Annotated in this window: 23 protein-coding genes; 11 read left to right on the top strand and 12 right to left on the bottom strand. The window is 55.5% G+C overall.

The genetic code is table 11. From position 1 onward, the window contains the following. Positions 1-32 precede the first annotated feature (32 nt). Genes dam through trpS form a run of 4 tightly spaced genes read left to right on the top strand, consistent with a single transcriptional unit; the run spans position 33 to position 3293 of the window. Positions 33-878: an adenine-specific DNA-methyltransferase gene (gene dam / locus V3W49_RS16245; RefSeq protein ID WP_500146875.1), complete on the top strand. Its 846-nt coding sequence runs from the start codon at positions 33-35 to the stop codon at positions 876-878. A 13-nt stretch (positions 879-891) separates the two neighbouring features. Further along, a complete protein-coding gene (gene rpe, locus V3W49_RS16250; RefSeq protein ID WP_500146877.1) occupies positions 892-1569 on the top strand; it encodes a ribulose-phosphate 3-epimerase in 678 nt (225 codons plus the stop codon). Next, entirely contained in the window at positions 1562-2284 is a 723-nt protein-coding gene (locus tag V3W49_RS16255; RefSeq protein ID WP_500146878.1) for a phosphoglycolate phosphatase, read from the top strand. The genes rpe and V3W49_RS16255 overlap by 8 nt, the downstream gene beginning before the upstream one ends. 4 nt (positions 2285-2288) lie before the next feature. Further along, positions 2289-3293, top strand: coding sequence for a tryptophan--tRNA ligase (gene trpS, locus V3W49_RS16260; RefSeq protein ID WP_500146880.1), 1005 nt, complete (start codon positions 2289-2291; stop codon positions 3291-3293). Between the two features lie 127 nt (positions 3294-3420). On the opposite strand, the gene cysG is transcribed toward trpS, so the two are convergent. The 5 genes from cysG to tsgA all read right to left on the bottom strand — a co-directional run bounded on the left by cysG (position 3421) and on the right by tsgA (position 10152). After that, positions 3421-4797: a siroheme synthase CysG gene (gene cysG / locus V3W49_RS16265; protein WP_500146881.1), complete on the bottom strand. Its 1377-nt coding sequence runs from the start codon at positions 4795-4797 to the stop codon at positions 3421-3423. 135 nt (positions 4798-4932) lie between these two features. After that, positions 4933-5739, bottom strand: a complete 807-nt coding sequence (nirC, locus tag V3W49_RS16270) for a nitrite transporter NirC (RefSeq protein ID WP_500146883.1) — start codon at positions 5737-5739, stop codon at positions 4933-4935. A gap of 124 nt (positions 5740-5863) precedes the next feature. After that, the gene (nirD, locus tag V3W49_RS16275) at positions 5864-6190 is read right to left on the bottom strand and encodes a nitrite reductase small subunit NirD (protein WP_500146884.1); all 327 of its coding nucleotides are present in this window, start codon (positions 6188-6190) and stop codon (positions 5864-5866) included. Beyond that, positions 6187-8730, bottom strand: a complete 2544-nt coding sequence (gene nirB / locus V3W49_RS16280) for a nitrite reductase large subunit NirB (RefSeq protein ID WP_500146885.1) — start codon at positions 8728-8730, stop codon at positions 6187-6189. Before nirB ends, nirD begins: the two co-directional genes overlap by 4 nt. A 240-nt stretch (positions 8731-8970) precedes the next feature. Further along, complete coding sequence (gene tsgA, locus V3W49_RS16285; protein ID WP_500146887.1) at positions 8971-10152, bottom strand: MFS transporter TsgA; 1182 nt, start codon at positions 10150-10152, stop codon at positions 8971-8973. A gap of 268 nt (positions 10153-10420) precedes the next feature. On the opposite strand from tsgA, the gene ppiA reads away from it, so the two are divergent. The 4 genes from ppiA (at position 10421) to argD (ending at position 13641) form a co-directional block, all read left to right on the top strand. Further along, positions 10421-10993: a peptidylprolyl isomerase A gene (gene ppiA / locus V3W49_RS16290; RefSeq protein WP_500146888.1), complete on the top strand. Its 573-nt coding sequence runs from the start codon at positions 10421-10423 to the stop codon at positions 10991-10993. Between the two features lie 104 nt (positions 10994-11097). Next, positions 11098-11736: a putative adenosine monophosphate-protein transferase Fic gene (locus V3W49_RS16295; protein WP_500146889.1), complete on the top strand. Its 639-nt coding sequence runs from the start codon at positions 11098-11100 to the stop codon at positions 11734-11736. A 31-nt stretch (positions 11737-11767) separates the two neighbouring features. Continuing rightward, positions 11768-12331: an aminodeoxychorismate synthase component 2 gene (pabA, locus tag V3W49_RS16300; protein ID WP_500146890.1), complete on the top strand. Its 564-nt coding sequence runs from the start codon at positions 11768-11770 to the stop codon at positions 12329-12331. Between the two features lie 89 nt (positions 12332-12420). Further along, positions 12421-13641, top strand: coding sequence for a bifunctional acetylornithine/succinyldiaminopimelate transaminase (gene argD / locus V3W49_RS16305; RefSeq protein ID WP_500146892.1), 1221 nt, complete (start codon positions 12421-12423; stop codon positions 13639-13641). On the opposite strand, the gene V3W49_RS16310 is transcribed toward argD, so the two are convergent. Together V3W49_RS16310 and crp are read right to left on the bottom strand one after the other, a co-directional pair. Then, positions 13642-15726 (bottom strand): YccS/YhfK family putative transporter, encoded by a 2085-nt coding sequence (locus tag V3W49_RS16310; protein WP_500146893.1) that lies wholly within the window; start codon positions 15724-15726, stop codon positions 13642-13644. 161 nt (positions 15727-15887) lie between these two features. Further along, positions 15888-16520, bottom strand: coding sequence for a cAMP-activated global transcriptional regulator CRP (gene crp / locus V3W49_RS16315; protein ID WP_154774071.1), 633 nt, complete (start codon positions 16518-16520; stop codon positions 15888-15890). Positions 16521-16822: 302 nt separating this feature from the next. Between crp and V3W49_RS16320 the strand changes: the two genes are divergently transcribed. Next, on the top strand, positions 16823-17227 hold the full coding sequence (locus tag V3W49_RS16320; RefSeq protein ID WP_500146895.1) for an OsmC family protein: 405 nt from the start codon (positions 16823-16825) through the stop codon (positions 17225-17227). A gap of 37 nt (positions 17228-17264) precedes the next feature. On the opposite strand, the gene V3W49_RS16325 is transcribed toward V3W49_RS16320, so the two are convergent. The 3 genes from V3W49_RS16325 to V3W49_RS16335 all read right to left on the bottom strand — a co-directional run bounded on the left by V3W49_RS16325 (position 17265) and on the right by V3W49_RS16335 (position 19468). Continuing rightward, positions 17265-18131, bottom strand: coding sequence for a phosphoribulokinase (locus V3W49_RS16325; protein ID WP_500146896.1), 867 nt, complete (start codon positions 18129-18131; stop codon positions 17265-17267). Positions 18132-18232: 101 nt separating this feature from the next. Then, the gene (locus V3W49_RS16330) at positions 18233-18451 is read right to left on the bottom strand and encodes a YheU family protein (protein WP_500146898.1); all 219 of its coding nucleotides are present in this window, start codon (positions 18449-18451) and stop codon (positions 18233-18235) included. After that, positions 18452-19468, bottom strand: coding sequence for a hydrolase (locus V3W49_RS16335; protein WP_500146900.1), 1017 nt, complete (start codon positions 19466-19468; stop codon positions 18452-18454). It lies immediately after the preceding gene. A gap of 732 nt (positions 19469-20200) precedes the next feature. Between V3W49_RS16335 and V3W49_RS16340 the strand changes: the two genes are divergently transcribed. Then, a complete protein-coding gene (locus V3W49_RS16340; protein ID WP_500146906.1) occupies positions 20201-20323 on the top strand; it encodes a hypothetical protein in 123 nt (40 codons plus the stop codon). A 130-nt stretch (positions 20324-20453) separates the two neighbouring features. Here the strand turns inward: V3W49_RS16340 and V3W49_RS16345 are convergent, their stop codons facing one another. Both V3W49_RS16345 and V3W49_RS16350 read right to left on the bottom strand, forming a co-directional pair. After that, a complete protein-coding gene (locus tag V3W49_RS16345; RefSeq protein ID WP_500146901.1) occupies positions 20454-21452 on the bottom strand; it encodes a 5-bromo-4-chloroindolyl phosphate hydrolysis family protein in 999 nt (332 codons plus the stop codon). 1 nt (position 21453) lies between these two features. Beyond that, positions 21454-22578, bottom strand: a complete 1125-nt coding sequence (locus V3W49_RS16350) for a toxic anion resistance protein (protein ID WP_500146902.1) — start codon at positions 22576-22578, stop codon at positions 21454-21456. A gap of 315 nt (positions 22579-22893) precedes the next feature. On the opposite strand from V3W49_RS16350, the gene tauD reads away from it, so the two are divergent. Beyond that, complete coding sequence (tauD, locus tag V3W49_RS16355) at positions 22894-23742, top strand: taurine dioxygenase (protein WP_500146903.1); 849 nt, start codon at positions 22894-22896, stop codon at positions 23740-23742. The last annotated feature ends 286 nt before the right edge of the window (positions 23743-24028 follow it).

The following is a 24028-nucleotide window of genomic DNA, read 5'->3' on the forward strand; positions in this document are numbered from 1 at the left end:
ACAGCTGGAGAAGGTATAAATAGTCTGACGGCATGAAAAAGAATCGCGCTTTTTTGAAATGGGCAGGGGGGAAATACCCCCTGCTGGAAGAAATCAAACGTTACCTTCCTGAAGGTGACTGTTTGATCGAACCCTTCGTTGGTGCTGGATCGGTATTTTTAAATACCGATTACCGGCGTTATGTTCTGGCGGATATCAACAGCGATCTGATCCAGCTCTACAACATCGTAAAGGAACGAGCGGACGAGTACGTACGCGAAGCGCGCATGTTGTTTTGTTCCGACAATAACAACCCGGACACCTATTACGCGCTACGCGATGAGTTTAATCTGAGCCGCGATCCGTTACGGCGCTCGGTGCTGTTTCTCTATCTTAATCGCCATGGTTACAATGGTCTGTGTCGGTATAATCTGAGCGGCGAATTTAATGTGCCATTCGGCCGCTACAGCCGCCCCTACTTCCCCGAGGCTGAGCTGTATCACTTTGCCGCTCAGGCGCAGAATGCCACCTTTCTCTGCCAGTCCTATATCGATAGTATGGTAAGTGCGCGAGCCGGCTCGGTGGTTTACTGCGATCCGCCTTATGCGCCGCTTTCCGCAACGGCCAATTTTACGGCGTATCATACCAACAGCTTTAGCCTGGAGCATCAGCAACAGCTGGCGCAAATGGCCAGAGAGCTGGCGGAACGCGGCATTCCGGTGTTGATCTCCAATCACGATACCATACTGACCCAGGACTGGTATCAGCAGGCGACGGATTTGTATAAGGTGAGCGTCCGGCGCAGCATCAGCAGCAACGGCGGAACGCGCAAGAAGGTGGATGAGCTGCTGGCGCTTTACAGGCCGCTTAAGGTCTTAGCCGTCGCAGACGAGCGTTGAACAGGAGAAGTGGATGAAACAGTATCTGATTGCCCCCTCTATCCTCTCGGCCGATTTTGCGCGGCTGGGGGAAGATACCGCGAAAGCGCTGGCGGCTGGCGCCGATGTGGTGCATTTCGATGTTATGGACAACCATTATGTCCCTAACCTGACCATCGGCCCCATGGTACTTAAGGCGCTGCGTGATTACGGTGTTACCGCCCCGATTGATGTGCACCTGATGGTAAAGCCTGTGGATCGCATTATTCCCGATTTTGCCGCGGCAGGCGCCAGTATCATCACCTTCCATCCTGAAGCTTCCGAACATATCGACCGTTCTTTACAGTTGATTAAAGAGCACGGCTGTAAGGCCGGGCTGGTTCTTAATCCTGCTACGCCGCTCAGCTATCTGGATCACGTGATGGAGAAACTGGACGTCATTTTACTGATGTCGGTAAACCCCGGTTTCGGCGGGCAGTCGTTTATTCCTCATACTCTGGAAAAACTGCGTCAGGTGCGCGAGCGTATTGATGCCTCCGGGCTGGATATCCGCCTGGAAGTGGATGGTGGCGTGAAGGTCAGCAATATTGGCGAGATTGCTGCGGCAGGCGCCGATATGTTTGTCGCGGGTTCGGCTATTTTCGGACAACCGGATTATAAAGCGGTGATCGATCAGATGCGTAGCGAACTGGCGAAGGTGAATCATGGATAAGTTTTCAACCCTGCGCGCCGTCGCGTTTGATCTGGACGGTACGCTGGTAGACAGCGCTCCGGGGCTGACCGAGGCGGTGGACAACGCGCTTTATGCGCTGGAGCTGCCCAGGGCCGGAGAGGAACGGGTGATTACCTGGATCGGCAACGGTGCCGACGTGCTGGTTGAGCGGGCGCTGTGCTGGGCCCTGAAGGAGAAGGCCGAAGGTAAAGGCGATCCTCAGCCGGACGATGAAATGCGCCGTATGATGCGCAAATTGTTCGATCGCTATTATAGCGAGTCCGCCGGGCAGGGTAGCTTTCTGTTCCCGAACGTGGCGGAAACCCTGGCGGCGCTAAAGCAGCATGGCGTGGCGCTGGCGCTGGTGACTAATAAACCCACCCCCTTTGTGCGACCGATCCTGGAAGGCCTGGGGCTGGCGGGCTATTTCGAGCCGATTATCGGTGGCGACGACGTTAAGAATAAAAAACCGCACCCGGAGCCGATTCTACGGGTGGCGGAACGGTTGGGTATTTCCCCGGACGCGTTGCTGTTTGTCGGCGATTCGCGTAATGATATTCAGGCCGCCCGGGCCGCGGGTTGCCCTTCGGTCGGTATGACTTACGGTTACAATTATGGCGAAGCGATTTCGTTGAGTGACCCTGACCGGGTGCTCGATAGCTTCCATGAACTTCTGCCCTTACTCGGGCTTCCCCAATACGAACATCAGGAATGAGCCAATGACTAAGCCCATCGTCTTTAGCGGCGCGCAGCCGTCAGGAGAGTTAACCATCGGGAACTATATGGGTGCGCTGCGTCAGTGGGTGAATATGCAGGATGATTACCACTGCATCTACTGCATCGTCGACCAGCACGCCATCACGGTTCGTCAGGATCCCGCGCAGCTACGCAAAGCGACCCTGGACACTCTGGCGCTCTATCTGGCCTGCGGCATCGACCCGGAAAAGAGCACCATCTTCGTTCAGTCGCATGTTGCCGAACACGCCCAACTGAGCTGGGTGCTGAACTGCTACACCTATTTTGGTGAACTGAGCCGGATGACCCAGTTTAAGGATAAGTCGACCCGTTACGCGGAAAACATCAACGCCGGACTGTTTGACTACCCGGTGCTGATGGCGGCGGATATCCTGTTGTATCAGACCAATCAGGTGCCGGTTGGGGAAGATCAGAAGCAGCACCTGGAACTGAGCCGCGACGTGGCCCAGCGCTTCAACGCGCTCTATGGCGATATCTTCCGAATCCCCGAGCCGTTTATTCCGAAATCTGGCGCGCGCGTGATGTCGCTGCTGGAGCCGACCAAAAAGATGTCCAAGTCGGACGATAACCGTAATAACGTGATCGGTCTGCTGGAAGAGCCGAAAGCGGTAGTGAAGAAAATTAAGCGCGCGGTGACCGATTCCGACGAGCCGCCGGTGGTGCGTTACGACGTGGCCAATAAAGCCGGAGTCTCTAACCTGCTGGATATTCTTTCCGGCGTTACCGGCCAGAGTATCAGCGAGCTGGAGCAGCACTTCGAAGGCAAAATGTACGGCCATCTGAAAGGCGAAGTGGCGGATGCGGTTTCTGGTATGCTGAGTGAGCTACAGGAGCGTTACCACCGCTACCGTAATGACGAAGCTTTCCTGCAGCAGGTGATGAAGGAAGGGGCGGAAAAAGCCCGCGCTCAGGCTCAGGAGACGCTGAAAAAGGTCTACGAAGCCATCGGCTTTGTGGCGCAGCCGTAATTCCTCGCCTAACCCTCTCCCTAGTGGGGAGAGGGTACGCCCATCACCGGTTTGTCGCCTCAATATACCGGATTCTGGTCTTCGAACCTGGAATGGGGTTATCAACGTCCCCAACGGATATTGTGGATCAGTGGTTAGAAAACCAGTTCAGCTTATTGCGCAGGGCCACCACGCGCCCGACGATAATCAGACTGGGGCTTTTGACCTGCTGCGCCAGTTCGCCCAGTTGCGCCAGAGTCCCGTCCACCACCCGCTGGGTCACGGCGGTACCGTTTTCCACCAACGCTACCGGGACTTGTGGTGACATACCGTGGGCAATCAGGTTTTGCTGGATAGCCGAAGCCTGATTCAGCCCCATATAGAAGACCAGCGTCTGCTTTTCTGCCGCCAGGCTCTGCCAGTTCAGTGCTTCGCCATCGTGCTTAAGATGGCCAGTTACCAGCCGCACGCCCCGGGCGTAGTCGCGGTGGGTCAGAGGAATACCGGCGTAGGCGGAACAGCCCGATGCGGCGGTAATTCCCGGAACTACCGAGAAGGGAATACCGGCATTGCACAGAACCTCCAGCTCTTCGCCTCCTCGCCCGAAGATAAAGGGATCCCCGCCCTTAAGACGCACCACGCGCTTACCGCGCTGGGCCTCGCGCAGCAGAATCTGGTTAATCTCCTCCTGGGGAACGCAGTGATAGCCCGCGCGCTTGCCGACGAAAACCCGATCCGCATCGCGACGCACCAGGTTCATGATGTCGTCGGATACCAGCCTGTCGTAAATTACGATATCGGCCTGCTGAATTTGCTGCAGCCCCTTCAGGGTCAGCAGACCGGCATCGCCAGGCCCGGCCCCCACCAGCACCACTTCACCGCGATTATCCAGCGGTTCGCTGAACAGTGCTTCAGTGGTCCGGGAGATCGCTTTTTCATCACGATTAGCCAGCGACTGGGCCAGCCTGTCGTTAACGAAAAACTTCTCCCAGAAGCGACGCCGTTCCCCCATAGTAGCGAAAGTGGCTTTTACTCGTGCGCGTAACTTTCCTGCGTAGTGGGCGACATGGCCCAGATGAAGGGGCAGTATTGATTCCAGTTTTTCACGCAGCAGGCGTGCCAGTACCGGGGAAGTACCGCCAGACGAGATAGCAACCATCAGCGGAGATCGGTCGATAATGGAGGGCATGATAAAGCTGGCCTGTTTCGGAGCGTCCACAACGTTGCAGAAGATGCGCCGCGCCTCGGCGGCATCGCTAACCTGTTGATTGACTGCGTCATCATCGGTGGCGGCAATGGTCAGCCAGCACTCATCCAGCAGCGCTTCATCAAACGGCCCCTGCGCCAGGATTAGCTGACCGGCGTCCGCCCAGGCGTGAAACTGAGGAGCAAAACTGAGCGCATTAACGGTCAGACTGGCGCCTGCCTCCAGCAGAAGCCGCGCTTTGCGTTCTGCGACATCGCCGCCGCCTACCAGCAGGCAGGCGCGGTCACGTAACTGGCAAAATATGGGCAGGTGATCCACGGTGTCTTTTTCCTCATCTTTTATCGGTAATGCTTGCCGGGCTGCGATGGTGTCCGTAGGGACGCCCGGCAAGGGAAAACAGCATACCAGCAACCCTGCCCGCTGAATATGGCGCGGGCGGGGAGAGAGAAAGGGTTATCCTGCGACCTGCTCCTGTGCTTCCGGGCGTTGAGGCAGAGGACGTTCGGCGCGCGGCGTAGCGTACCAGTAACCCAGCCCCATCAGGATGGCACCGGAGACGGTGTTACCCAGGCTGACCCACAGTAAATTATGGCCGATCCCTGCCAGAGTGAAGCCTTCGCCATGATTGCCGAACCAGGAGAGCGCGAACAGCGTCATATTGGCGATGGAGTGCTCGTAGCCGGAGGCGATAAAGGCCAGCAGACACCACCATATTGCGATAAATTTCGCCGCTCCTTCACTGCGGATCGCCATCCAGATAGCCAGACAAACCAGCCAGTTACACAAGATCCCTTTAAAGAACAGTACCATTCCCGGCTGTGTGGTTTTCGCCAGCGCCGCGCTGTGGATCAGGCTGGTATCCACCGGCAACAGGCTGCCGCCGCCCCAGTAGTAGAGCAGGGCCACGAACACCGAGCCCAGTAGGTTGCCGAGCCAGGTCTGAGGAAGAATACCCCACATCTGGCGCTGGCTGATGGTACCCGCTTTGACACCCAGGGTCAGGAACATGGTGTGGCCGGTGAAAAGTTCGGAACCCGCGATAATTACCAGCGTCAGGGCGATTCCGAAGGTGGCGCCCATCACCAACGGACGCACCGAAGGATCGAGCAGATTGCCAAGGGTGAAGATCAGAATAATACCGAGCCCGACATAGGCGCCGGCCATGGCGGAGGCTATCCAGAAACCCAGCGGATTGGTACGGTTGAGGCGAGCGATGCGCGCGGCATTCGCCGCACACAGCTTAATGGTGTCGGTGAACATGCAGTGGTTATCCTTAAGTCGAAATAAAAAATAAAAAAGAAAAATAAATTGTCCGGAGCACCCTTTATGACGGGCGTCTCCAAAAAAATAACGCCCCCTTCGTGGCCGAAAGGGGCGTGGCGTATCAGGCTTTAACCTGTACCTGACCGTCCTGAACGCGGGCTTCAAAGTGCGCCACTGAACGGCTTTCATCTTCCATGCACAGCCCATCACGCAGACGGAAGCGCTGCTTTTTCAACGGGCTGGCGACCCAAAGGTCGCCAAGGTGCTCGGCAATAATGCCGCGCGACAGCACGCTGGCTTCGAAGAAGGGGTCAATATTGCTGATGGCGTAGACCCGATCGTCCGGGCCAGGACGAAAGATGGCCACCTGCTGCTTACCCACCAGGGCGCAGACGCCGGTGGCGGGCAGGATGTCGTCTAACTGACAGACGGTAGTCCACTGGCTCATGCGTTTTCCTCCACGAGGGTTACCGGAATGCGTTCGTAGGGCGTGGCCGGACGATGCTGCTGGCGCTCGGGCACCACCTGTACGTTCGGATCGCGCTGCGGGCTGTTGATGAAGTGGTGGAAGCGAACCTGGGCCTGCGGGTTATTCACCGTTTCGCTCCACTCACAGGCGAAGGCTTCGCGCAGGCGGGCCATTTCGGCTTCCAGCTGTGCGTTAAGGCCCAGCTTGTCGTCGATAATGACGCTCTTCAGGTAGTCGATGCCGCCTTCCAGATTCTCCAGCCAGACCGAGGTACGCTGCAGTTTGTCGGCGGTACGGATGTAGAACATCATAAAGCGGTCGAGGTAGCGTACCAGGGTATCGTGGTCGAGATCCGCGGCCAGCAAGTCGGCGTGGCGCGGTTTCATCCCGCCGTTGCCGCAAACGTAGAGGTTCCAGCCTTTTTCGGTGGCGATAACCCCAACGTCTTTGCCCTGGGCTTCGGCGCACTCTCGGGTACAACCGGAGACGCCGAACTTCATTTTGTGCGGGGTGCGGATGCCTTTGTAGCGGTTTTCCAGCTCAACGCCGAAGCCGACGCTGTCGCCAACGCCGTAGCGGCACCAGGTGCTGCCGACGCAGGTTTTCGCCATACGCAGCGCCTTGGCATAGGCGTGACCGGTTTCGAAGCCTGCTTCAATCAGTTGACGCCAGATTTCCGGCAGATCGTCTTTTTGGGCGCCGAACAGGCCGATACGCTGGGAACCGGTGATTTTGGTGTAGAGGTTGAATTCACGGGCGATACGGCCCACCTCCATCAACCCTTCCGGGGTGATCTCGCCGCCTGCGGAGCGGGGGATCACCGAGTAGGTGCCATCTTTCTGAATATTGGCCAGGAAGTTGTCGTTAGTGTCCTGTAGCGGCGTGTGCTGTGGTTCCAGTACATATTCGTTCCAGCAGGAGGCCAGCAGAGAGCCGACGGTTGGCTTACACACTTCACAGCCGTACCCTTTGCCATATTTTTCCAGCAACTGGTCGAAGGTTTTTATGCCTTCCACGCGAATCAGGTGATACAGCTCCTGGCGGGAGAATGCGAAGTGTTCACAAAGATGATTGTTGACTTCGATGCCCTGCTTCGCCAGTTCAGCGTTCAGCACCTGAGTCACCAGTGGGATACAGCCGCCACAGCCGGTACCGGCTTTGGTTTCTGCTTTCAGGGCGGCGACGGTATGGCAGCCTTTATTGATGGCCGCGATCAGGGCACCTTTGGTGACGTCAAAGCAGGAGCAGATCTGCGCGGTATCCGGGAGTTTATCCACGCCGATAGCCGGTTTGCCGCTACCCGAATGGGCAGGCAGGATCAGCGAGTCCGGATTTTCCGGCAGCTCAATAGCGTTTAGCATCAGCTGCAGCAGGTTGCCGTAGTCGCTGGTATCGCCGACCAGCACCGCGCCCAGCAGGGTTTTATTGTCTTCGCTTACGATAAGGCGCTTATAGACTTCTTTGTTTTCGTCAAGGTAGACATAGCTGCGGCTGCCCGGGGTTCGGCCGTGGGCGTCGCCGATACCGCCGACGTCCACGCCCAGTAGTTTCAGCTTGGCGCTCATATCAGCGCCTTCAAACGTGCTGAGGTTGCCCAGCAGGTGGTCAACGGCGACCTGCGCCATTTTATAACCCGGTGCCACCAGGCCGAATACGCGGTTATGCCAGCTGGCACACTCGCCAATGGCGTAGATATCCGGGTCGGAGCTCTGGCACTGATCGTTGATAACGATACCGCCGCGCTGTGCGACAGAGAGGCCGCACTGAGTCGCCAGCTTATCCTGGGGGCGGATGCCGGTAGAGAAGACGATAAAGTCGATTTCCAGTTCGCTGCCGTCAGCAAAGCGCATGGTTTTACGCGCTTCTTTGCCGCCCTGAACGATCTCCTGGGTGTTCTTGCTGGTGTGAACCTTCACGCCCATGCGTTCAATTTTATTGCGTAACTGCTCGCCACCCATCTGGTCGAGTTGCTCGGCCATCAGCATCGGGGCGAATTCGATAACGTGGGTTTCTACCCCTAAGTTTTTCAACGCGCCAGCTGCTTCCAGACCCAGAAGGCCGCCGCCAACTACGGCGCCGCGCTTACTGCGACGGGCGCAGGCTTCAATAGCGTTCAGGTCTTCGATAGTGCGATAGACGAAGCAATCCTGGGTTTCGGCGCCTTTAATAGGCGGCACCCAGGGGTAAGAGCCGGTCGCCATAATCAGTTTGTCGTAGTAGAGCGTACGACCAGAGCTGGAGTGGATAACCTTCTCCTGGCGATTGATAGTGATGGCGCGTTCGCCGACCAGCACCTGCACACCGTGTTTCTCATAGTAGCCTTCCCGCACCAGCGACAACTCTTCAGCGGTGTGGTGGGAAAAGTAAGAGGAGAGATGGACACGGTCGTAGGCGATACGGGGTTCTTCACAAAAAACAGTGATGTCAAATTGCCCGGGTTCAGCTTTATCAAGAAGCTCTTCGATAAAGCGATGGCCAACCATGCCGTTACCGATAATAGCGAGTCTGACTTTGCTCATTTTTGCCTCGATTTCTTTTCTATTACTGATGACTTTAACGATTCAGCACTGGTTATTATTGATTCAGATCAATTACGCCCCCGTATACCCCTTAATGGGTATATCCTTGATTTTTAAGTGGATATCTAAGTGGCGGAAAATGCTGGTTTTTAATTGAGCGGTTTCTTAAGACGAAATATTGTCGGATTGGAAGGAAAGGTTCCCCCCCGGGAGGGGGGAACCAAAAGCAGTGCTTATGGATTATGACTTCGCAACACTGGCGTGCTGGCGATGGCGAGAAACAAAGCCCAGCAGCAGGCACATCAGGAAGACCACGGCATAGAGACCGTTAGCGGTAAACAGCGCTGCCCGGGGGCCGCTGTGGGCGACGATTGGGCCGGTGACTACGAAGGTTAACATGGTGCCGATGGTGCCGCAGGTCAGCACAAAGTTCACCAGCTTCGGTGACGCTACCCGGGTCTGTAGCGAACCCAGCGTGATAATCGAGGTATAGATGGCGCTGGAGAAAAAGCCGAGCGCCAGAATAAACCACGGCAGATGCGGGATACTGCCGGTAATAAAGCAGTACATCAGCAGCGTGGCCAGCAGCGCCAGTACTGTCAGAATACGTTGCAGGTCGAAAAAGCGCAGAATAAAGCTGAAAGCCCACATGCCAAGCATATAGGACATCCAGAAATTACTGACCAGTTGGCCGGCATCATTCAGATTCATGCCCAGCTGTTTTGCATATTCCGGCACCCAGGAGATAAAACCCAACTGACCGAGGATATAGCAGAGCGCGGCGATGGACAGAAAAAGTACGCCGATTCCCCATTTCTCTTTCGGCGCTTTTTGCTGCCCGGGCGCGGCGTGGCGCCCCAGGGCCGGGAACTGGCAACCCAGAGTCAGCAGGAAGATAGCGACGTAGATCAGGCCGATACAGATGTAGACCCAGTACCAGGTGACGCTGCGTGCCAGCAGAAAGGCGGCCAGTATCGGGAAGACCATTCCCGCCATACTGAAGAAGGAGTCGGTAAACAGCAGGCGGGAGCCACGCTGGCGCCCTTCGTATAGATGGGTGATCAGAAAGGTGCCGATAGACATGGTAATACCGCTGACCAGCCCCAGAACGAACATAGCGACGGAGAAGATAGCCAGACTATGGCCAAGTATCAGCCCCGCCAGCGCCAGAACCATCAGCACAAAGCCGAAACGTAACTGGGTTTTTAGCGGTATGATCTCCATTAGCCAGGCATTCAGGAAGATAGAGATCAGGATCCCGGCATTAAGAAAGGTGAAAGTATTACTCATGCTGGAGACCGGCAGACCAAAGTAGTCTGCGATATTTCCCATGACCATACCGGTGATAATCACCAGTGCCCCTGTCAGGGCGTAGGAGAGAAAACTGATCCAGGTAAGCTTGATGCGGTTGTGACGGGTCATAACGAACCTGTGAATAGATGTGTAAAGCGCATTGACGGCGCAGTATGCGCCCGAAGTCTAGACATTAATGTGATGGATTTAAACTTTTTAATGACTATTCGATGAAATTATCTATATACATTGTGATTTCAGTAGCATTAATGGAGATGAAAATTCGTTTTAGTTGACGGATGGGCAGTCATCGTAAAAAAAGGTAAATGGCTGGCGTGACGCAGTGATGCTCTTTAGAATCAACAAATTCCCCTCATGCTATTCAAAGGAACCGTTCATGCTGAAATCGACCCTGGCAGCGGTCGTTACCGTGTTTGCCCTTTCAACGCTTTCTCCTGTCGCTCTGGCGGCTAAAGGCGATCCGCACGTTCTGTTGAATACTTCTGCAGGCGATATCGAGCTTGAGCTGGATAGCCAGAAAGCGCCGGTTTCGGTGAAAAACTTCCTCGACTATGTGGACAGCGGTTTTTATAACGGCACGATTTTCCACCGAGTGATCCCTGGCTTTATGATTCAGGGCGGCGGTTTTAATAAGGAGTTGCAGCAGAAGCAGCCGAAGCCGCCGATTAAGAATGAAGCGGATAACGGCCTGCGCAATACCCGCGGCACTATTGCAATGGCGCGCACGGCGGATAAAGACAGTGCTACCAGCCAGTTCTTTATCAACGTGGCGGATAATGCTTTCCTTGACCACGGCCAGCGTGACTTTGGTTATGCGGTGTTTGGTAAAGTTGTGAAAGGAATGGATATCGCCGATAAGATTTCCCAGACCCAGACGCACAATGTCGGCCCCTACCAGAATGTGCCGACAAAACCGATTGTTATTCTGTCTGCCAGGCGCCTGCCTTAAGTTTTTCCGCGCGGTGCCCGGCGTTCCGCGTGCTGCCCTCCTCCCGACGCAGTCCGAAATTGCTGCTTATACTTGTGGCAAACGGGCTGCGTTCGGGGGGCGTCATGACTAAAAAATTCACCGACAAACAGAAAATTCACCTGTGGGAACAGCGACGCCTGCGCTGTTTTCAGGACAGCTGTCGGCTGGAGAATCCCGACACAGGACGCGAACTGGGGCCTGCCGGTAATGCACTGAACGGCCCGGCGCTGATGCTGACGACGCAACGCCTGGCGACTCTGGCGCTGGGGCCGGTACTACGAGGGTTGCCCTGGCTGTGCGCCATTCACCGTCATCTTTTTACCGGACTGTTCGAACAGGCGGGTGAACTGCGACAGGTCGATATCTCTCTGGGTGATACCCCTTTTTGCCACTTTGCCTGGATCGAGAAAGAGGGTAATGCCCTGATGCAGAAGCTGGAAAACGAACGCTACCTGGCGGGGCTGGGTCGCCAGGAGTTTGTCGCCAGGCTGGCCTGGTATTACGGCGAGATTAATGTGTTGCACCCGTTCCGACTCGGCAGCGGCCGTACCCAGCGTATCTTCTTTGAACAGATGGCCATCCACGCCGGTTACTGCCTGGACTGGGAGCCGGTTACGCCCCTGGCGTGGCGTGATGCCTGCCAGAGTGAGGCAATGGGCGATCCGGCACTGCTGGAGGCGCTATTCGATATGGTAGTGAGCGAAGCAGGGGAAAACGCGTAGAATAGCGCGGTTCACGTTTGCCGGAGCCGCTATGCTATTACTGATCGACAACTACGACTCTTTTACCTGGAACCTATACCAGTATTTTTGCGAGCTGGGGGCGGATGTCAGGGTGAAGCGTAACGATGAAATCTCGCTTGAGGAGATTACGGCGCTGGCCCCCCAACATCTGGTTATCTCCCCTGGCCCCCGCACGCCTAACGAAGCGGGGATTTCCCTGGAGGCGATTCGTCATTTTGCTGGTCGGTTGCCGATTCTGGGCGTATGCCTGGGACATCAGGCTATCGCCCAGGCCTTTGGTGCTAGCGTGGTGCGCGCACCAAAGGTGATGCATGGTAAGACATCTGAAGTTCGGCATGCCGGTGTCGGGGTCTTTCAGGGACTGAATAATCCCCTGACGGTGACCCGTTATCATTCGCTGCTGGTGGATCCCGTCACGTTGCCGGAGTGCCTGGAGGCGACGGCCTGGAGCGATGAGCAGGAGATTATGGGACTGCGCCACCGGACGCTGGCGCTGGAAGGCGTGCAGTTTCACCCTGAAAGCATTCTGAGCGAGCAGGGGCATCAACTGCTGGAAAACTTCCTGAAGCGCTGATTTTATGTTTGCCTGTTTGTGATTTTTTATGCATATTTAATGATTATATTTTCAAATAAAGATATGCGTAAAAAAGGGATGGTAAACCTATGGCAAATGAGAAATCAGCGATTACCCGCGCCACTTTTGATGATGTCATCCTGCCCGTTTATGCACCGGCGCAGTTTATTCCGGTGAAAGGTAAGGGCAGTCGGGTCTGGGATCAGCAGGGCAAGGAGTACGTTGACTTTGCCGGAGGTATCGCCGTAACCGCCCTGGGGCACTGTCACCCGGCTCTGGTAGCCGCCCTGAAGCAGCAGGGAGAAACCCTGTGGCACACCAGCAATGTGTTTACCAATGAGCCAGCGCTGCGTCTGGGCCGTAAGCTGATTGACGCAACCTTTGCTGAGCGGGTCATTTTCATGAACTCCGGCACTGAAGCTAATGAAACCGCTTTTAAGCTGGCGCGTTACTATGCTTCCACGCGCCACAGCCCGTACAAAACTAAAATCATCGCTTTCCATAACGCATTCCACGGACGCTCGCTGTTTACCGTCTCGGTAGGCGGGCAACCCAAATATTCCGACGGTTTCGGCCCTAAGCCCGCCGATATCATCCATGTGCCCTTTAACGATTTGCACGCCGTTAAGGCTGTGATGGACGACCATACCTGCGCAGTGGTGGTTGAGCCGGTTCAGGGGGAAGGGGGCGTTACCGCCGCCACGCCGGAATTCCTGCAGGGGCTGCGCGATTTGTGTGACCACAACCAGGCGCTGCTGGTCTTTGATGAAGTTCAGTGCGGCATGGGGCGTGTGGGTAAGCTGTTTAGCTATATGCACTACGGCGTGACGCCGGATATTCTCACCAGCGCCAAAGCGCTGGGCGGGGGGTTCCCGGTGAGTGCGATGTTGACCACTGAGGAGATCGCCTCCGCTTTCCATGTTGGCTCTCACGGGTCGACTTACGGTGGTAATCCGCTGGCCTGCGCGGTGGCGGAGGCCGCTTTCGATATTATCAATACCCCGGAAGTATTGAGCGGTGTACAGAGCAAGCGTCAGCGCTTTGTCGAACATCTGCGTCAGATTAATGAGCAGTACAACCTGTTCAGCGACGTTCGCGGCATGGGGTTATTGATAGGTGCCGAACTGAGTGAATCCTTTAAAGGCCGGGCCCGGGATCTGCTGAATGCGGCGGCGGAGCAGGGCGTTATGGTGCTGAATGCCGGGCCGGATGTGGTGCGCCTGGCGCCGTCGCTGGTGGTGGACGACGCGGATATCGACGAAGGTATGGCACGCTTCGCCCGGGCAGCACAGCAAATCGCGCAGCGCTGATTATTTGCTGCTCAGTAAACGACGGCGCAGCCAGGCGCCGTGATGAGGGCGCTGGTGCCAGGCCACTGAAGAGATGGTGTGCATGGCATTCAGATGGCTGAGGATGCGATCCAGATGGCGCTCCATGGTACTCATGGGGCCAATGGTGAGCGCCTCTGGAGAGTCCAGTACGTGGATGGCGCCGCTGTCGTCAGGGTTGTCCCAGGTCAGGCGTTGCTGGCAGCGTTGAATGGCTATCTCGCAGGTTTGCAGGTAGCGCTGGGCCAGCGCCGGAGTCAGCATATTGTGCTCGCGCGCCAGGATCGTCATGGCGTTGATATGCTCGACGATAAACTGGCTATGAGTGACCCAGAGTTTCATATCGGCCAGGTAGCGGTTATTAAATGACGGCTCCTGCATTGCCTGATTCAGCGAGTTATAGAGCGCATTGTGAGCCTGATTAACCCGCATGCGCTCCCAGGCCAGCGGGCCGGGCTGTGGATCGATGCTCAGAATCCGGCGGATGGCCTGCTGATCGCACTCCAGCGCATCCCAGGCGTTCTGACGCAGCAGGCCGCTCTGCCACTGAGGCCACAGCCAGACCATGCCGCCAAAGGCGATCAGACACCCAAGCAGCGTATCTACCAGCCGGGTCATAATAAACTGTTCGCCGCTTAGCGACAGCAACTGCAGGCTGTACACTGCCGTAACGGTAAAGCCGACGGTTGCCAGCGCGTAATGCTTGCGGATAATCAGGTAGCCAATCAGCGTAATCAGCAGCATCCCTGCCAGAATATAGCCCTGGGGCACGTTAAAGTGCAGGGCACCCGCCGCTATTAGCAGGCCGGCTATGGTTCCCCCGGCCCGGTGTAGAATGCGTACCCGGGTGGCGCGATATCCGTTCTGGGTCACGAACATGATAGTCATCAGTATCCACCATGGTTTGGGCAGATTGAGCGCTGATCCAAGCAGTCCGGCGACCGCCAGCATAGTGCCAATGCGCGCTGCGCTGCGCAGCGCCGAAGACTTCAGGGACAAATAGCTACGCAGCGCCCGTAGCAGCGGCAGATGTTGTTGCTGGTCGGCCATCAGATCCCGGACGTAAAGCGGGCGTTGGGTGCGCAGTAGCCGGGCGATGCGGCTGAAGTGATAGTGGCAAAACTGTCCTACCGGGTTTTCCGGATGCTGGCGGGCGATTTTTTCCAGCGCGGCAAGAGGTTTTTCCATGCTAAAGCGTTCTGGGAAGCGGTGATAAAGTATATCGTCGCTGACCACGCGCAGGCGGGCGGCCACGGTGCGTGCCGCCCAGCGAATCACCTGCTCTGCATGGCTCTGTTCCACCAGTTTCTGCACCTCTTCGGGTTGATGCAGGCTGACCGAAATATGCTCCTGTAGATCCAGCGCCACCTGGAAGACGCGTAGCAGGCGCTTATAGTCGTTCTGACGGCTGGTGGCGGACAGCATATGCAACTGTTGGTAACAGAGGCTGATAAGATCCACCACTTTCTGCTGGCGGGTAAGCAATGGCGGTAATACCGTTTCCGGGTCAGTATGCTGGGTCAGCAGGCTGTATTTGGCTTCGCAGTAGTCCGCCAGTTCGCGATACAGCAGGCTCAGGGTTTCGCGTAGCGGCTGTTCGCGCCACATCCAGAACCAGAACCAGTTAAAGGCGCCGTACCACAGGGTGCCGAGCGCATACAGCAGCATCGGCTGCCAGACGGGCATATTGCCAGCCAGCCCCAGGGTAAAGATCGCGGCGATAAGCGATGCAGGTAGCAGGCGGCCGTGCAGAGCGCTGATCTCTGCTGTAACGCCCAACAGCAGCGCCATTCCCAGGAAGATGGCGGGCAGCGGCACTTTTTCCATCAGCAGTAGCTGCACCATCAGGCTGCTGAAGGCGAACAGCGATCCGCCGACGATCAGGCGTTTAAAAAAGCGTTTGTGGGGGGTATCGAGACCCGCGATATTGCAGCAGGCGGGCACCAGTGAGAAGAGCAGCCCCTGTTGCAGGCTACCGAAGATCAGCCCGATAATCACCGGCAGCGAGAGCACCAGGGTCTGGCGCAGCGCGTAGTTAACTTCGGGGTGATAGATCAGTCGGCGCATTGGAACAGGATGAACGCGTCAGTGGTAGAGATAACATGGAGACAGTTGACAGCGTCATAGCCTCCTGAAATGACCACAAAGCGGGAAAAACTACGTTTTTTCCCGCTTTGTTATCAACCTGACGGCATGTTGCCACAACACGCCGTTACATACAGACCGGATTAGCGGGTACCAAAGACGACGATGGTTTTCCCGTGCGCGGAGATCAGATTCTGATCTTCCAGCATTTTCAGAATACGACCGACGGTTTCGCGGGAGCAGCCCACAATCTGCCCGATTTCCTGGCGGGTGATTTTGATCTGCATTCCGTCCGGGTGGGTCATTGCGTCCGGCTGTTTCGCCAGGTTCAGCAGGGTCTGTGCTATCCGGCCAGTCACATCCAGGAAGGCGAGGTTACCGACTTTTTCGGATGTGACCTGCAGGCGACGGGCCATCTGTGCGGAAAGGCGCATCAGAATGTCCGGGTTAACCTGAATCAACTGGCGGAATTTTTTGTAGGAGATTTCAGCGACTTCGCAGGCGGTTTTTGCCCGTACCCAGGCGCTACGCTCCTGGCCTTCTTCGAACAGCCCCAGTTCACCGATGAAATCCCCCTGGTTCAGGTAGGAGAGGATCATCTCTTTACCTTCCTCGTCTTTAATAAGCACTGCAACAGAGCCCTTAACGATATAGTAGAGGGTTTCGGCTTTTTCACCCTGATGAATAAGTGTGCTCTTCGATGGATACTTATGAATGTGGCAATGAGACAAAAACCATTCGAGAGTCGGGTCTGTTTGCGGTTTGCCAAGCACCATGCGCGGTTATCCTCTGGTTATAAGCTGACGCCCGAAAGGGTAAGGGCCTCCGGGCGTATTGATCGTTTGTCCCCGCTCTGGGGGTCTGGCATGAGAAAAGCCTGTAATCTATATAAATTTCACGTGAATTTTCATCCCGGACGCGGGCTATCGCGGCGGGAGGGTATCCTCAGTGTTTTAGCATAGCTTTTTCCGGGTGTCTCCTATTGTCTCGTTTCAGCTTGACCCGGATCGCCTTCTGTTGCGACTTTCTTTGCGGCGGCTTACTCTGTGAGGAAAAATGGCTTGATGGGAGCAACAACATGCAGTCACGAGTTAAATGGGTAGAGGGCCTGACTTTTCTGGGCGAATCCGCCTCCGGGCACCAGGTGCTGATGGACGGAAATTCCGGCGATAAGGCCCCCAGCCCGATGGAAATGGTACTGATGGCGGTGGGAAGCTGTAGCGCTATCGATGTGGTTTCTATTCTGCAAAAGGGGCGTCATGACGTGGCCGATTGCGAGGTGAAACTGACCTCGGAGCGTCGTGAAGAGGCGCCGCGCCTGTTCACTCATATTAACCTGCACTTTATCGTTACCGGACAGGATCTGAAAGACAACGTGGTGGCGCGCGCGGTGGATCTGTCTGCGGAGAAATACTGCTCCGTCGCGCTGATGTTGGGTAAGGCGGTGAACATTACCCATTCATACGAAGTGGTTGAGGCCTGACGCCGCCAGGGGAGGGGGGATGCTCCTCCCTGCTTGATCAGGCTATCTTTTTGCCTTCCATAATACGCTGCACCAGCGGTGTCATAATGAGCTCCATCGCCAGCCCCATTTTGCCGCCCGGCACCACCAGGGTATTAATGTGTGAAATAAACGAGCCCTGAAGCATCGCCAGCAGCCAGGGGTAATCGACAGCCAGATCCCGGAAGTGAATCACGACAAAGCTTTCATCTAAAGAGGGAATCTCCCTGGCGGCAAAGGGGTTAGAGGTATCGACCGTCGGCACGCGCTGGAAGTTGATATGGGTGCGCGAGAACTGCGGGGTGATGTAGTTGATGTAATCTTCCATCGAGCGTACCACCGAGTCCATGACGGCTTCGCGCGAATGGCCACGCTCGCTGGTATCGCGCACCAGTTTCTGAATCCATTCCAGGTTGACGATAGGCACGACGCCAACCAGCAGATCCACATGCTGTGCGACGTCGTGCTGGGGCGTGACCACTCCGCCATGCAGCCCTTCGTAGAACAGGACATCGGTGGGTTCCGGTAGTGGTTGCCAGGGAGTAAAGGTACCTGGTACCTGATCCCAGGGTACCGCTTCATCGTAGGTATGCAGATATTTTCGGGACTTGCCGGTGCCACTGTGTCCATATTCGACAAAGGTGTTTTCCAGCAGGCCGAAGTCGTTGGCTTCCGGGCCGAAGTAGCTGATATGGCGTCCTAAATCCCGGGCCTTGCGAATCTCCATATCCATTTCCGGGCGGGTGTAGCGGTGGAAACTATCGCCTTCAAGCTCGGCGGCTCTGAGCCCGAGTTGAGCGAAGATCTTACGAAATGCGATACTGGTAGTGGTCGTTCCCGCACCGCTGGAACCGGTGACGGCGATAATCGGATGCCTGGTGGACATAGCTGAGCAACTCCTTGAGTACAGAGGTGGGTAGCCACTGAAACACGGCGAATCGTTAAAGGCTGCTTGCAGTATAGCGATAGCGGCTGGCGAATGAGATATCAGCCACGGAACTGTGAGCGCGGCATGATATTGACCGTTTCATGAAGTTCCGACCATACCACAACGGCTTCGCCGGTTTGTAGCTGACGCTTTACGTCCGCCACTTTTTGTTCGAGCGAACGTTCATGTTCGCCGTAATCGGTGCCTTCGCGCAGGACAAAGGCTTCTATCAGGTTATCCAGCGTCTCTGTCGGTATTTGCTGCCAGGGAATAATCATCTATCGGTCCAGGAATTGACTTAGCCAGTCGGGAATGCGCTGTTCCAGCCACATTTCCGGGCGCCTTAGTGTACCACCGACGAAGCCTACATGGCCGCCGTGTTCGGTCAGTTGATACTCGATATTAGGCGGCAGGTGGTCGGGATCGGGAATCACCTGGCTATCCATAAAGGGATCGTCTTTCGCGTGGATGATAAGCGTTGGTCGGGCGATTTTCGGCAGCATGGGCAGCGCGCTACAGCGTCGGTAATAGTCCAGAGCATCGCTGAAACCGTGAATTTTCGAAGTAATGAGATCGTCGAACTCCCGGATGCGGCGAATGCGCTTAAGGCGGGCTCTGTCTATGGGCAGCGTGCCGGGCCAGGCTTTGAGTTTGCGTCCGGCGTTGGCTTTCAACAGGTTCAGCAGATAACGCTGATAGAAACGGGAAAACCCTTTTTCCATATGATAGCAGCAAGGCTCCAGCATCAGAGGCGCTGAAACCACGACACCAGCCATCAGTGAACAGGCCTTTTCCTGCCGGGCCATCAGGCAGGCCAGCATATTGCCGCCCAGTGAAAACCCTACGGCAGCGGTCGGGCGTTCACCGTAACGCTGGCACAGCCAGTTCAGAAAGTAACTGGCATCGGAGGTTTCTCCGGAATGGTAGATGCGGTTCATGCGGTTCGGCTCGCCGCTACAGCCGCGAAAATGCATCACCACACCCAGCCAGCCGCGCTGTTTTGCCGCATGAATCAGCCCGTGTGCATAAGGGCTGTGCAGGCTTCCTTCCAGACCGTGAAACACCACCAGGCGCGGCTTATGCTGCGCTGTTGAAGGGGGCTCGCTCCAGGCGAGATCGAGAAAGTCGCCATCTGGCGTATCGATTCGTTGCCACCAGGGGGTAAAACGCAGCCGTCGGCGTATCAGGCGCGGCAACATGGTCTGTAAATGCGGATTACGCGCGCCGCGCATAGGGCGGAAAAGCTGCGTCTCGTCACGATTGCCGGAGAGTTCTGCAGGGGTAATTTCTGCCATGGTACAGAGTAATTTTAGTTAATTAATCTGTTATTATACCGTTAAATCAGTATCTTGTTGATGCTTTTTTTTGCTGCCTGATTCGTTTTTTTGATGGGTGCCCACACATCATGGTGGGTTATTAAAACCATTCAGTGATGAAGACATTATGATAAATCAGAATAAAAATATAGGTGCTGGAATGTGTTGTCCGCAGGGCTGTTATTCGATCCAGGTTAAGGTTAGCGCCGCTTAGTTAATCTTAAGCAGGGCGATGGTATTAGCGATGAGCGACAACAGGCGTGGGCTGGCGAAATTCATTAATGGCGTTGCGACAGGGTGGATAATATTGCTGACTGAGCGCGGAGATCAGGCTGTGGATTGATAGGTTGCCGGCCGGAAGCGTGGATCAGGTAACGTGTACTGGCTAACCTCGGTTTTAACGACGAATGGTTGCGCAGTTTTTTATTACCAGAAGCGTACCGTGATGTGCCAGCGATGTTTTTCTTTGTGATGACGAACGCCTCTTAGAAGATGGTGGGAAATATCGTTGCCGCAAGGTCTTTTACTGATGCCTGATGGCGTATTGATATTGGCGGCGGCCTTGAGGCTGAAAACTATTCTGGGAAGTACGCCAGCAGGTGATTGGCCAAATAATGAATATAACCTTCCTGGTGGTAAGGATATGAAGGTTGTCGCAGGCAATTTTTCTATTTCGTTCCTTGCGGCGATGATATTTATATTCTGTACTACATTCTTCATTACAGGCGTGATAATAACTGTCTGGTTATTCTACGTAATATTTGTAATTCCATACCACAAAGTGGAAAACTGCTGATGTCCGGGGCGCATCATTGCTCCGGGAGAGCATCCTGAAATGGCGAAATATCTCAACCTGATGATGCTCAGGCTCGGTGAAGGGCAGGGAGCGAGATATTGATGGATTTCGCTCCCTGCATGGAATATGCGGGGATGTGCCTGAATCCTGCGGTGGCACCATAAGGCGTTACAGGAAGCCGTCCGTTTTCAGCAACTTTTCCAGGGTACTGACTTCGGTGTTCAGTTCCGTTTCGTCGTTTTCCAGCAACTGGGCATGCTTCTGGCGGAAAGCGGAGCGCAACGCCTTCAAAATTTCCACACTGCGGGCCGTGACCTGATGCTCATTACCGTGCCCGGCAAGCTGGGTGGACAGACTTTGACTTTTGGTGATGATCTCCTCGACTGGCGGCAGATAGCGGTTCAGAAAATCCTGGCCGGGCTGCATATCCCGCGGATCGGTCAGCATGCAGTGCTGGATAAGCCGCGCATACTTAATAATGCCTTTGAGTTCGCTGTGAACGGCGCCTTCCAGATTTTCCAGACTCTCCAGACGGGCTATTTCCGTTTCAAACGGCGCCAGTTCTGGCTCATTCTCACAATCATCAGGCTTCTCGTCTTCGTCAAACGTTTCCTCTTTGTCATATTCATCCTCTTCTTGCACGTTTTGCTTCGCCTGGATAAACCGGGGGTACCAGTGCTTACAGTAAGTGACGAACAGAGCAATAATCGCACCGGTATAGAAGGGGCTATTGAGCAGCGTATAGGCTTCCATATAACTAGCGATAACGAAGCACCACAGCGCCATGTACCAGTAATGGATGCCGCGCCATTTTCCCAGACTGTTCAGCAGATACACCAGCAGTGCCATACTGCCAGCCCAGAACGGGAGCGCCAGAATATCGCCAGTGGGGATCCAGAGCAGTCCGGCAGCTATCCCCATTGCCAGAGCTTTATGATCGAAAAGCAAGGTTCGGAACAGTAGCGTGAACCCTGCCCAGCAGAATGCCAGGATAGCGCCATCAAGAGCGCCGTCATCCTCCGGGAGTGGGGGATGGAGCTCTGTGGCCAGTGGCTGGAAGTGATTCATGAACCCACTTGCCAGAACGAACAGCAAAAATACCAGCGTAGCGCGTTTCCAGCGTTTATCGGTCAGCCTTTCAGCAAGACTTTGCTCAAGAGTACCCATGCTATGCCTGCTCTACTTTTTCCGCACCGCCGTTAGCGATATTCGCAAGGCGAAGGCGCAGGTCGTTTTCCATGGATGACAGCTCTTTTTCCACTTCGCTACGACGCTTGCGGGCGTCGCTGGCGATATTGACCGACTCTTCGATAGTGTTCAGCAGGCGGGACTGCACATCGCGCAGGGTTTCAATATCCACCACCGACCGCTCCACTTCGCGGGCGGTTTCCAGGGTGCCGGTCTGTAACAGTTCTGCATTGCGGCGCAGCATTTCGTTGGTGGTATCTGAAACCTCCTTCTGCAGTTTTGTGGCCTGGCGCTGGGAATGCAGCGACAGCGCCAGCACAATCTGGCTTTTCCAGATGGGAATGGTGGACAGAATACTGCTCTGGATTTTTTCCGCCAGCGCCTGGCTGTTCCCCTGCATCAGACGAATCTGCGGAGCGGTCTGTATCGCAATGGTGCGTGACAGCATCAGGTCGTGCAGACGGCGCTCAAAACGCTGCATTCCATCGATCATATCCCGGACTATCTGGGCATTCATGGGGTTATCGGAAAGCTGCGCCTGGGCCTGAGGCAGGTCGTGTTGCCGGAGCTGCTCCAGCTTGCGCTTACCGGCGATAATATGCAGATTGATCTGCTGAAAGAAGTCGCGGTTGCGGGTAAACAACTGCTCAAGCGTAGAGATATTGCGCAGTAGATCGACCATCGCTTCATCCAGCTTACGGGTAATACCTTCTACCTGCTGCGCCAGCGTTTGATACTCCATGAGCGAGCGTTCGACGCGGTTAAACAGCTTACCGATCAAGGGGAACGAGGCCAGCATGCCGGGCTTTTTGTCGAAGGCGGTCAGATCGACGGACTTGATCTTACCCAGCATGTCGGTCAGTTGTTCACCGATAGCGCCGGCATCTTTGGCGCGCACTTGTTCCATCAGGGCGTCGGAAAAGCGTGAAATGCCATTCATGGTTTTAGCGCCGTAAGACAGGGAAAGCACCGGATCGTTAATATCTATCTGCTCAATGAGCTGTTGCACTTCCTGCTGCTGTTCCTGGGTTAGCTGCTCGTTGGTAGGGAGCGCGTCGGCAATATCCTGAGGGGCGGAAACGATGACTGAGGAGTTTTCCGTCATTGATACATTCCTTAATAAGAGAACAGTCCGTCTGCGGCGAAATGATGTCAGGCTGGCCGCGGAAACCATGGGCGTAATGGTACTTCACGCGCAGATGCGAGCCAACAAGGCCATGAGAAATATGTGGCTGTTAACCAGCAGTATTTTTTTATATTCCTTTTAAAAATAAAAAATAATTTTTTATTTCTTTTTATTGGTTTCGCATCCGGATACAACTGTTGCTAACAGAGAATTCACAACGGAGTGAACGATGGCGGGCAGATTTCTTTTATTTCGGGATGTACGGCAGCTACTTCCCGGACATGGAGTACAACGATGAACGAACGTCTGAGCATTATACCGCTGGGGCCTGCCATTGGAGCACAGGTAGAAAATTTGTCTCTGGCAAGACCGCTGAGTGACACGCAGTTTGAGCAGCTTTACCACGCGTTATTGAAGCATCAGGCGCTGTTTTTCCGTAACCAGCCGCTTACGCCGGTTCAGCAGCGCGACCTGGCGCGTCGCTTCGGCGATCTGCATATTCACCCGCTCTATCCTCACGCCCGGGAGGCGGATGAGATTATCGTACTGGATACCCATAACGATAATCCGCCGGATAACGATAACTGGCACACCGACGTGACCTTTATCGAAAACCCGCCGCTGGGCGCTATTCTGGCGGCGAAGCTGTTGCCTGACAGCGGCGGCGATACCCTGTGGGCCAGCGGTATCGCGGCTTATGAAGCGCTTTCAGCGCCGCTAAAACAGCTATTGTGCGGGTTACAGGCGGAACACGACTTCACTAAATCCTTTCCGGAATACCGCCACCGCGACAGCGAAGAGCGCCATCAGCGCTGGAAGCGGGCAGTGGCGAATCATCCGCCGCTGCTGCATCCGGTGGTGCGTACCCACCCGGTCAGCGAACGTCAGGCGCTGTTCGTCAACGAAGGATTTACCACCCGGATTGTCGATCTGGCGCCGCAAGAGAGTGATGCGCTGCTGGGCTTTTTGTTTACCCATATCACAAAGCCAGAATTCCGGGTACGCTGGCGCTGGCAGGAGCATGATGTCGCCATCTGGGACAACCGGGTGACGCAGCATTACGCCAACGCCGATTATCTGCCTCAGCGGCGGGTGATGCATCGGGCGACAATACTGGGCGATAAGCCTTTTTATCGTGGGTAATGGCTGTGCGTGACTACGACGGCGTTGCTGCGTCGCCTCGGGATACTCACATACTCTCTGTATGCTCCGTTCCCTCGGCGCCTTGCGCCTTGTCTCGCCGACGCACAGCCATTACCCGGAAGGACTGGCGTGGCTACGACGGCGTTGCTGCGTCGCCTCGGGATACTCACATACTCTTTGTATGCTCCGTTCCCTTGGCGCCTTGCGCTTTGTCTCGCCGACGCACAGCCATTACCCGGAAGGACTGGCGTGGCTACGACGGCGTTGCTGCGTCGCCTCGGGATAC

The sequence above is a fragment of the Rosenbergiella sp. YN46 genome (assembly GCF_036620675.1).
Classification (GTDB): Bacteria; Pseudomonadota; Gammaproteobacteria; order Enterobacterales; family Enterobacteriaceae; genus Jejubacter.